Origin of the sequence: Alkanindiges hydrocarboniclasticus, from assembly GCF_001982605.1 — a bacterium.
GTDB lineage: Bacteria > Pseudomonadota > Gammaproteobacteria > Pseudomonadales > Moraxellaceae > Alkanindiges > Alkanindiges hydrocarboniclasticus.
Genome location: NZ_MLCN01000020.1, coordinates 24,947 through 35,376 on the forward strand (window position 1 = coordinate 24,947; position 10,430 = coordinate 35,376).

The 10,430-nt window shown below is 46.4% G+C and carries 7 protein-coding genes and 1 tRNA gene; 2 read left to right on the top strand and 6 right to left on the bottom strand.

All coding sequences use genetic code 11. The annotated features are described in order from the left end of the window. Positions 1 to 79 precede the first annotated feature (79 nt). The 5 genes from BKE30_RS08105 to BKE30_RS08125 all read right to left on the bottom strand — a co-directional run bounded on the left by BKE30_RS08105 (position 80) and on the right by BKE30_RS08125 (position 6,006). A tRNA-Ser gene (locus BKE30_RS08105) sits at positions 80 to 167 on the bottom strand. A gap of 91 nt (positions 168 to 258) precedes the next feature. Continuing rightward, on the bottom strand, positions 259 to 825 hold the full coding sequence (locus BKE30_RS08110) for a DUF4112 domain-containing protein (RefSeq protein WP_076878104.1): 567 nt from the start codon (positions 823 to 825) through the stop codon (positions 259 to 261). Positions 826 to 1,015: 190 nt separating this feature from the next. Next, a complete protein-coding gene (locus tag BKE30_RS08115) occupies positions 1,016 to 3,562 on the bottom strand; it encodes a glucose/quinate/shikimate family membrane-bound PQQ-dependent dehydrogenase (RefSeq protein ID WP_076878105.1) in 2,547 nt (848 codons plus the stop codon). A gap of 330 nt (positions 3,563 to 3,892) precedes the next feature. Further along, the gene (locus BKE30_RS08120; protein ID WP_076878106.1) at positions 3,893 to 5,272 is read right to left on the bottom strand and encodes a sensor histidine kinase; all 1,380 of its coding nucleotides are present in this window, start codon (positions 5,270 to 5,272) and stop codon (positions 3,893 to 3,895) included. A 71-nt stretch (positions 5,273 to 5,343) separates the two neighbouring features. Then, positions 5,344 to 6,006 (bottom strand): response regulator, encoded by a 663-nt coding sequence (locus tag BKE30_RS08125; protein WP_076878107.1) that lies wholly within the window; start codon positions 6,004 to 6,006, stop codon positions 5,344 to 5,346. A 110-nt stretch (positions 6,007 to 6,116) separates the two neighbouring features. On the opposite strand from BKE30_RS08125, the gene BKE30_RS08130 reads away from it, so the two are divergent. Next, positions 6,117 to 7,097, top strand: coding sequence for a crotonase/enoyl-CoA hydratase family protein (locus BKE30_RS08130; RefSeq protein WP_198938059.1), 981 nt, complete (start codon positions 6,117 to 6,119; stop codon positions 7,095 to 7,097). Positions 7,098 to 7,738: 641 nt separating this feature from the next. Further along, positions 7,739 to 8,902, top strand: a complete 1,164-nt coding sequence (locus BKE30_RS08135; protein ID WP_076878108.1) for an enterotoxin (HBL) — start codon at positions 7,739 to 7,741, stop codon at positions 8,900 to 8,902. A 112-nt stretch (positions 8,903 to 9,014) separates the two neighbouring features. On the opposite strand, the gene BKE30_RS08140 is transcribed toward BKE30_RS08135, so the two are convergent. Beyond that, complete coding sequence (locus BKE30_RS08140) at positions 9,015 to 10,244, bottom strand: GAF domain-containing sensor histidine kinase (RefSeq protein WP_076878109.1); 1,230 nt, start codon at positions 10,242 to 10,244, stop codon at positions 9,015 to 9,017. Positions 10,245 to 10,430 lie beyond the last annotated feature (186 nt).

Below are 10,430 nucleotides of genomic sequence, written 5' to 3' on the forward strand. Positions count from 1 at the left end.
GCTAGATTTCACATTACTGTATAAATATTAATTTATAAAATAAAAAAGCCCATGAAATTCATGGGCTTTTTTAACAATCTGGCGGAAGCGGTGAGATTCGAACTCACGAACCCTTTCGGGTCGCCGGTTTTCAAGACCGGTGCATTCAACCACTCTGCCACGCTTCCAGTGGTTGCAAAGAATACAGGGTGTTGTTTAAAAAAACAATTATTTTTAAGCAGAAAAGTCTTTCAAATGCACAGCTTTTAAGCAAATAGCTTAAAATAGGCCACCTAGCCAGCGAAGCAGGACATAAAGCGTAAAGCCAAACCAGACCAGAATAACAATGCCCAGAAAATCGGGTATGTGCAGCCATAACCAGCTAATCACTGGGTTACGCCATAGGGTTGAGCTTTGCTGCCGTTGTTCCAGCTTACGATGCAGAAAAGGATGCACCATATGATCATCATTATGCAGGCCGTGTACCTCACGCAAATGTGTATGTACAATGCCCAGCGCTTTGCGACTGGGGCGAATAAAAACGTCCATTACATCACCCACCACAGGAACAAAACCAACAGTAACATCCAGCAGGGCCAGGCGCACCGCAGGCATTAGCTTATGAATGGGTACACCAGCCTGCCATGCCTTAAAAATTGCAAAGGATGCCAAACCTAAACCTGCCAGATCGCCCACTACCGGAATAGTACCTAACGCGGCATCAGCACCAATGCCTTGCCGGGTAAATGGAATGCGTACCAGACTATCCAGAATATTGGCATAGCTGGCCAGTTGACGCTCCAGTTCTATAGCTTGCTGCTTGGTGAGAGGTTGGCGCTGCATAATATTTTTTCCAGAACTTTGATTGACTATAACCCAGCCATGAATGCGCTGTCTGGTGAGTTATGCGCTTGTTTTTTAGCAACATTGTAAGAGCAATCAGCTAAAGTGACTATTGTTATTAACATAAAAAAAGCCTGCCTTACAAGGTGTAAGACAGGCGTTGGAGTAACCTTAAAATTAGCGAAATACCTGTTTATGTTTTGAGCAGCTTATAGGCATATACATAGTCTCCTTTACGGGTGCCCAATGAACCATGTCCACCTGCCATAACCAGGACATATTGCTGGCCATCCTTACCGGCATAGGTCATGGGCGTGGTTTGTGCTCCGGCAGGCAAGCGGCCACGCCACAATTCCTTGCCGTTTTTCATGTCATAGGCCCGCAGGTACTGGTCTAGCGTACCACTTAAAAAGCCGATACCGCCAGCCGTGGTAATTGTACCACCCAGACTGGGGACACCCATTTTAAAGAATAGTGGCAATGGTGAGTTATCACGCACTGTCCCATTCTTATGCATCCAGATTTTTTTGCCAGTGGTTAGGTCAATGGCGGCAATATAACCCCAAGCAGGTGCCTGACAGGGCAGGCCCGTGGGTGAAATAAACGGTTCAAGAATTACGCCAAAAGGTGCGCCTTTGTTAGGTTGTACGCCTTCAACTTCACTTTTGCGTGCTGCACCGCTGGCTACTGCTTCACGTGGCACTAGTTTGGATTTAAAGGCCATAAAGTTAGGGTTCACAAAAGCAATCTGGCGTACCGGATCAACTGAAATACCGCCCCAGTCAAATACACCAAAGTTACCCGGATATACCAGTGAGCCACGTAATGACGGCGGCGTATAAATGCCTTCGTAATTCATGGAACGATATTGAATCCGGCAAATTAGCTGGTCAAATGGCGTGCCGCCCCACATGTCTTTTTCTGACATTTTGGGCACAAAGTTAATGGCAGAAATCGGCTGGGTAGGCGAGTAGTATTCACCGCTAGTCAGCACTGCTTTTTCCCTGCCCTGTGGTACAGGTGTTTCCCGAACCGGATAAATGGGCTTGCCAGTCAGGCGATTAAGTACATAAATGCTGCCTTGCTTGGTAGAAGCCATCAAGGCCAGTTGCACGCCTTGTGCGGTTTTAATATCAATGAGGGTCGGCTGGCCACCCACGTCCATATCCCACAGGTCGTGATGGGTCATCTGGAAGGTCCAGCGCACTTGTCCGGTGGCAATATCCAGCGCAGTCACACCGGCACTGTAGGTTTCAGACGCCTTGGTACGGTTGCCACCCCACTGGTCTGGCATCTGGTTACCCATAGGCAGGTAAAGCAGGCCATTTTTTTCATCAACAGCCGTAATCGACCACATGTTGGGTGAGTTACGGGTATAAATGCCATCCGCAGCAATCGGGGCGGTCTGGGTTGGGTTGCCACTATCCCAGTTCCACACCAGATGACCATCATGCACATCATAAGCACGGATTACCCCGGAAGGCTCATCGGTAGACAGGTTGTCGGTGACATGCCCGCCAATGATGACCAGATTACGGGTAACGGCTGGTGGTGAAGTTGAGTAGTAACCGCCAGGTGTAAAGCTGCCCATGTTGGCAGTTAGGTCTACGCTGCCATTATTGCCAAATTCACGGCACATCTGGCCAGTATCGGCATTAATGGCAATCAGGCGGGTGTCCGCAGTTGGCACAAAAATCCGCTTGCTACAGGTGGTCTTTGCCGTATTGGTGGCAGTGGTAGGTGCAGGCGTTACAGTCGTTACCAGTGGATCAGCGCTGGTGGCAACTGGTAAAGAATTATCGGTATTTGCGGCTGTGCTAGTGGTAGTGTTTGAAACTACTGGCGTCGCACCAGCAGGCGTGTTGGTATTACTATCTTGCTGGGCATACATGGCATCATCATGGTAAGACACCCCACGGCAAGTCATGTGGGCCCAGTTTTTAAAAGTCCCGGCACGCTGGGTACTCAGTTGCGGGTCAAAACGCCACAATTCCTTGCCAGTATCGGGGTCAAGCGCAATAACCTTGCTGTGCGGGGTACACACATACAGTTTGCCATTGACTTTTAAAGGGGTGTTTTCAGCAGTGGTTTCATGCGGGTCATTTTCCCCCGGTACATCGCCAGTGCGATATTTCCACGCAACTTCCAGCTTATGCACATTGTCTGGTGTAATCTGTGCCAGTGGCGAATAACGGTCACCAAAGGCTGTACGGCCATAGGATTGCCAGTCACCATCCGGCTGGGCAGGTGCTGTGCTGGTCATGCCAGTGCTAGTGCGATCCAGTGTGCCTTTTAAGGAGTATTTATCCTGATCCACAAACTGGCTAACCAGTGCTGATCCACCTGCCATTAACAAGCCAATACCCAGCAATACAGTATGGACAGCGGGTGTATGTGGTGTCAGCAAGGGCTTGCGGAACCACGGTAAAATCAGCAGCAAGCCAAGGCCAAACCAGAGAGCCAGACGCGGCACCAGTTGCCACCAGTCCAGTCCGATTTCTGTCCAGGCCCAGAGAGTACTGACCATTAAAAACAGGCCATATAGCCCCAGCGCCGAAGCTTTTCGCCACAGTAGCAGCAGGCCGGCAATAGTTACGGCAAGGCCTGCGGGCAGGTAATACCAGGAGCCGCCCAGCATTAGCAGCTTAATGCCACCATAAACCAGTGCTAGGCCACTGAGCAATAAAATAACCCCGATGATACGGGGTAATACTGGGTGGCCGATGGAAGTAGGGGTCATAACTTACCTCGCTACAGTAAACAAATTATTGTGCTGTGAGCTTTTATTGTTGCTGATATTAAATTTTAGTTAACTCAGAATTTTGAGTAATTTATGTGGCAGTTTTTTAATAAAAAATTTGGATAAATTAAAGCTGAATGGAGACGACTACTGGTTTTCACCTAATTAAAAATCTTAAAACCAGTTTAATTCTTACAGAACTGCTGTCATGGAGCAAATAAATGAAACAATGAGAATGTAACATTTAAAATATGCTAAAGGGTTATTTTATAAAAATGGTTGAAACTAGACAGCATTTTAAATATTACAAGGCAGCATTATCCCTTTAACTTAGTGTGATTCAGGGGTATTGGTGGCAACACGAGGTGTATTTGCAGCGCTTTTAAACGTCAAAATAACAGCCAGACCACCCAGCATCGAACGTGACAGTTCAATCGAGCCATGTAACTGTTGCACCGCCTGATGCACAATGGCCAGCCCAAGCCCACTGCCAATAATATCCTGTGCATTATTTAAACGATAAAAGCGCTGGAACACGTTCTGGTATTCGCTTTCATCAATACCGGGGCCGCTGTCTTCAATAATCAGTGTGGTCTGGCTGTTGTGGTCTTTCAGGCTAATGCTGATCAGGCCGCCCTTGGGCGTGTATTTAATGGCATTGTCCAGAATATTCATGACAATCGAATTAAGCTGGTCAGGACGTGCAACAATCCAGCTTTTCTCAAAATCAGTGATATACAGGTTGAGCTGTTTTTTTTCGAGACTAGGATAGAGTTGCTCAATGCAGGTTTTCACCAGTGCCGACAACTCTACGGGCTGCTTGCCCGGTTCGTGGTTCATTTTTTCCTGATGGGCCAGTGACATCATCTGGTTGACCAGCAGTTGTAGGCGTTGTAGGCGTTGTTCCAGCTCGCTAAACATTTGCTGTTCAGGTGGCTGCATTTCTCCACCGCTGGCAAGCTGGTTTTTAAGGATTTGTAAATGCAGGTTGAGTGCCGTAAGCGGGGTGCGGAGTTCATGCGCAGCATTGGCAATAAATTGCTGCTGCTGAAGCTGAAACTGGTACGCACGCTCAAACATCTGGTTTAAGGTATTAACCAGTGAACTGAGCTCGGTAGACGATGGACTGGTCGTCAGTGGCTCAAAATAATTGGGTTCCCGTTTCTGGATTTCCTGTTCCAGCGTGCGCAGTGGCTTTAGGCTATTGAGCAGGAAAATAAACAGCGCAATAATTGCCAGTGGTGAAATAATCAGGTACGGCAGTAAAATCTGGCTGGTGAGCTTTAAGACATAAGCATTAATATGGCTGTGCAGTACGCTTACCTGAATGACGGAATTATTACTGGTATTCAGGTAATAAGTATCAATGTGGTCGTTTTTGAGTTCCTCGGCAATAAAACCCGATACCTGATTACAGGCTGCTGCAATAACAGGCGTGGCTGGCTGGCGGCAGTTTTTCTGTTCGATGCGGATGATGGTGGTGACTTCACCAATTTTATAGCGGCGCTGATAGGACTGCACATTGGCGCCGCGCAGTTCCCGTTCCAGTAAAATACCCACCCGTTCAATCTTGTAATAGACTTTTTGTTCGTATTCAGACTTGGTGGTGGTATAGGCAAAAATAAAAATAATTAAAAACAGCACCAGTACCAGTGCTGCAAACAACAGCAGGATGCGGTTTACCAGTGAGAATAAATGCACTTTTCCCATGGCTTGCCTATCCTGTAACCTGAAACCCTGTCATTTCACTACCTGAAACCCGCTTGACGTCGTACAAAGTCTCATTGCTCAAGGTTGCCAATTTTATAACCTAGCCCACGAATGGTCTTGATAAAGTTTTTGCCCAACTTTTGCCGGATATTGTGAATATGCACTTCAATGGTATTACTTTGCAAAATATCCTGTTTTTCAGAAATTTTTTGCTCTAGCTGTTCACGGGAAAAAATGCAGTTGGGGGTGGCGGCCAGCGTTTCAATAATTGACCATTCCTTGGCAGATACTTCAATCAACTGGTCATTTTTATACACTGCATGTGCTGCTGGAATAATCTTGATATCGCCCAGCATGTATTCAGTCTGGGTAGCCCCTTTAGCCCGGCGTAGCAAGGCCCGGATTCGTGCCAGCAATTCATCAATATGATACGGCTTGACCAGATAATCGTCTGCACCCTGTTCCAGACCAGACACCCGGTCTTCCACATTGTCGCGCGCGGTCAAAATCAGGATCGGCAGGTCGCTTACCTTGCGGATGCGCTGCAAAACCTGTGTACCATCAAGGCCGGGCAGGCCCAGATCCAGCAGTACAAATTCATAGTCATGGTTGTCAAACAGCTGTAATGCCTGTGTGCCAGTCTTGGCCCAGTGCACATTAAAACCAGCCTGTTTTAACAGCACGCAGGTTGATTCCCCAATCATGCTGTCATCTTCAACAAATAATAAAGTCATGGTGTGATAACAATATAATAAATAAAAGACTTGGCCTTCATCATACCTGAGTTTGCTGGGCAGGTTTGCTTATTTGGGCGTTTTTTATTATAAAACCTAGGCGATAAAAAATGGATTCAAAACGTTGTGTGGATGCGCAAAATCGGCATGCCACCATTTTCTCGTCATTATGGAGTGTGCTGAATATGGCAAGTTATACCTACCAAACCCTTAAAACCGAACGTGATGAAGCCGGGGTTGTGGTGCTGTCGCTAAACCGGCCAGAGCAGATGAATGCCTTTACTGTGGAAATGGCTAATGAACTGGTGGATTTTTTTGAAAAAGCCAGTGAAGACGATGACATCCGGGCCATTATTGTAACGGGTGAGGGCCGGGCTTTTTGCGCAGGCATGGACTTGTCCAAGGAAGGCAATGTCTTTGGCCTGAATGAAACCCTGAAACCTTCCATGCAGGACATGCAGTCACGCCGCGATGACGATGAAATTAAAAATGGAGTGTGTGATACTGGTGGCCGGGTAGTGCTATCGATCTTTGAATGCAAAAAACCAGTGATTGGGGCCATTAATGGTGCAGCAGTTGGAATTGGCGCCACCATGACACTGGCCATGGATATTCGTCTGGCCAGCGAAAAAGCCAAAATTGGCTTTGTATTTGGCAAGCTGGGTATTGTACCTGAAGCCTGTTCCAGCTGGTTTTTGCCACGTATTGTTGGTATCCAGCAAGCGCTGGAGTGGGTATACAGTGCTGATATTTTTGATGCCCAGACTGCCAAGGAAGGCCGATTGGTCAAGCAGGTTTATCCTGCCGATCAACTGCTGGATGAAGCCAAAAAGCTGGCACACAAGTTTGTTGAAGGCCGCTCACCGGTTGCTTTAGCACTGGCCCGCCAAATGCTCTACCGCAATAGCGCTGCGCCGCATCCACTGGTGGCTCATCAGGTGGATTCCCTTGCCATGTTCTATACCAGTGTAGGGGATGGCAAGGAAGGCGTGCAGTCCTTTCTGGAAAAGCGTACGCCTGACTTCACGCAAAAAGCTTCCCAGATGCCACCATTTTATCCATGGTGGTCTGATGTGCAGGACGCATTTTAAGTTAACAAATGCCTCACTAATTTAAAAGGAAAGGAATGCAGATCTCATCAAATAGTCTGCATTCCTAGATTAGTTCTCTTACAAATTATACTTGCAACGCACTCTACCGCCTTAACCTATGATCATTCGGTTTGTCCCGTCGGTTGAGGGCAAGGTAATAACTGATAAAAGAATTTTGTTGCCATTATAATATAATTTTAATTTTTGAAATATTTTATCATATATTTTTTACCTAATTTTTGTTGACAGCTTGAATTTAAAAATACTATGGTTGTATTGCGTCGCAAATGCCACGTTGAGAATAAGATTATATCGATCATTATGGGTCAGATTAATATTTGGCTATACCAATAATGATCCTAAACAGTAAAACAATGAAATAATTAAAGGTAACTACATGATATTAACAAATTTACTGGTTTATTGCTAAGTCTATACCCATTCCTGAATCTCGGTTGATATTTTATTCTTGCGGATATTAAGCAAGATTATTCTATATTGGCTTAATAATATATTCTTTATATTAAGGGTAGCTATACATTCATTTTAAATTTTAGATAATCCATGCATTAATAATCATAAACTGTCAGGGCTGTGCAGATTATGAGGTTAAACAAAACAGCCTATCCAAGGAGAAGAAAATGCTACTGGCACAAGCAATAAGTAAAACTAGCGGTTCATTGGCTGAAGCGCAGAATACCTACAAGGAAAATGTGATTGTGGTGAATACCTGGGTTACCAGTGTATTAACGTCAAGCTTGCCTACCCTAAACCAGATTCCACCGGACTGGCAGGACTTTGTCGATGCTTACACCAAGGCCAATCAGGATGCCCTGAACTGGGTTAATAATGTGATGGCGCGTCTGCTGGATGTGCCTGACGAAGTACAAAATTATAACTCTATTGTGACTCAGCTATTAAGTGATGCACAGTCACAGGCCAATACGCTGGTCAGCAATCCGGGCGATAGTATGGCCTTGCAGATTCTGCAAAATGATCTAAAAGCCCTGACCAGCCAGCTTAATCTGGTGACTGCGTTTATCTCGGGTGCAGTCAGCAGCCTGCAACAATTTAAGGACGTGCTGCCAGATATGGCGGTGCAGCTTCAGGCCATTGCCGACAAGTCTGCTACTGATGCCAATGCCGACCAGCAAAAAATTGATACCCTTAAACAGGATATTGCCAACCTGCAAGCTGAAATCAAGTCACTGACTGCTTCCATTGTTGCCTTGGCCATTGTTGATGGGGTCGCCCTTACACTGGGTACGGTGGCAACTATTGCGGCCTGGCCATTTGGGGCACTAACCTGGCTGGTAATGGGACCTGCGGTTGCCGTAGCCAGCGTATTTATTGCACTGGATTCCATCAAGCTGGTAGGCGATAAGGCCCAGCTTGAAGCAGACCAGCAGCAGGTAACGGGTTTAACGCAAGATGTAGCGACCTTGCAGATTCTGGCGCAAAACTATACTGAAATGGCCAACCAGACCTCAGTCGTACAGGATAGCCTGCAATCGGTACTGGCGGCATGGCAGGTATTGGCCAGTGATGTAAGCATGGCAGTGAATGATATTCAGAGCGCCATTGCTGATGCAGGCTCAGCCAATTTTTCTGCGGTGGTTAAGGATCTGGATGATGCCGTGCTGGAATGGAATGCTGCCTACGGTCAAGCCGGTGATTTGCATCTGGATTTGCAGGTTAATAATGCCGAGCTACAAATTGGCATGACAGCGGATCAGGTGCAGGCCGCCACAGCCAGCGCCCAGACACTGGATATTATTCAGTATTACAACCAGCTAACCTTTTAATCTGGTGTAATCATTAATTTGAATTAAATTTATATAAGCAAAACCCGCAACTTAAAGTGCGGGTTTTGCTTAATGCATAGCTTTTTTACTGCAACTGATATTAATGACCTGCTTAGGACAATACCTTGGCGCTCAACGGAATGCTAAAGCTGAAAGTTGAGCCACGTCCTACACTGGATTTAACCTCAAGCAAGCCATGATGCTGCTGAACAAACTGCTGGCACAAGAGCAGCCCAAGCCCGGTGCCTTTTTCACCATGCGTACCCTTGGTACTCTGGTTATGGTCGCCCTTAAACAGGCGCTGTACCTGTTCCGGTGTCATGCCCATGCCATTGTCCTCAACGGAAATGATCACCTTATCCTGCTGGGTTTCATCATAAATCCGGATTGTGCCATATTCAGGGGTAAACTTAATGGCATTGCCAATCAGGTTATGGATCAGTGAATGCAGCATATGACGGTCGCCATGCACCCAGATTTCCGGTTGTAGCTGTATTTCAATATGAATATTTTTCTGTGCTGCACTAAATTGCAGTCCCGCTACTGTTTCCTCAACCAAACTATCTAGCTGTAGCTGTTTTGGCCGGTAGGGCATTGCGCCATTTTCCAGTCTGGCCCATTCCAGCAGGTTTTCCAGCAGCTTGTAAGTAGTATGCGATGATTCATTCAAATAGCTGGCGATTTCGCGCTTGGTTTTATCTTCCAGCTCATCAAAATCGGTATCCAGCACTTCGGAAAAGCCCAGAATGCCATGAAAGGCAGCTTTCAGGTCATGCGCAATAATGGCGAAAAACTTGTCCTTGTTCTGGTTAATCGCCTGCATTCTGGCCACAGAGCGATGCAGGTTCATTTGCGCCACCACCTGATTGGCCAATACCTTTAACGTTTGCACCTGTAACGGGGTCATGGTTTTGGGCTGGTCATCAATGGCACAAATCACACCCAGTGGCAGGCCATCTTCTGTTAGCAGGGGCGCACCGGCATAAAAACGCACATGGGTACTGGGGCAGGTCACCAGTGGATTCTGGTTAAAACGTTCATCCAGACTGGCATCTTCAACAATCATGACATCATCATGCATAATGGCATGGCTGCAAAATGAGCCATCCCTTGGCCCGGATTCGGCCGCATAGTTGTAGCGTGACTTGAACCACAGTAAATCTTCACCAACCAGTGACAGCAATGCCGAGCTTGAACCACAAATCTGGGCAACCAGACTGACAATTTCATCAAACTGGTGCTCAGGCTGGGTGCCAAACAATTCATAAGCCGCAAGCGCTTCAAGGCGCTCCTTTTCCTTTGGATGTAAAGGTGCAATGCTGAGGCCAGAATTTAAGGACATAATGAACGATTCAACTCTAGGTGTTATGACAGTAAATTCAACAGATAGCGTGTGGCTGATTTTTTCAAATTTTTCAGCAAAATACTACTATTAAAAGATGGCGCAGAAGCTAACATAGCCAGTTAGGGCACAATATAGTGAATATGTACAAGCCTGTGAAAAATTATATGTAAGTTATTAAAATTA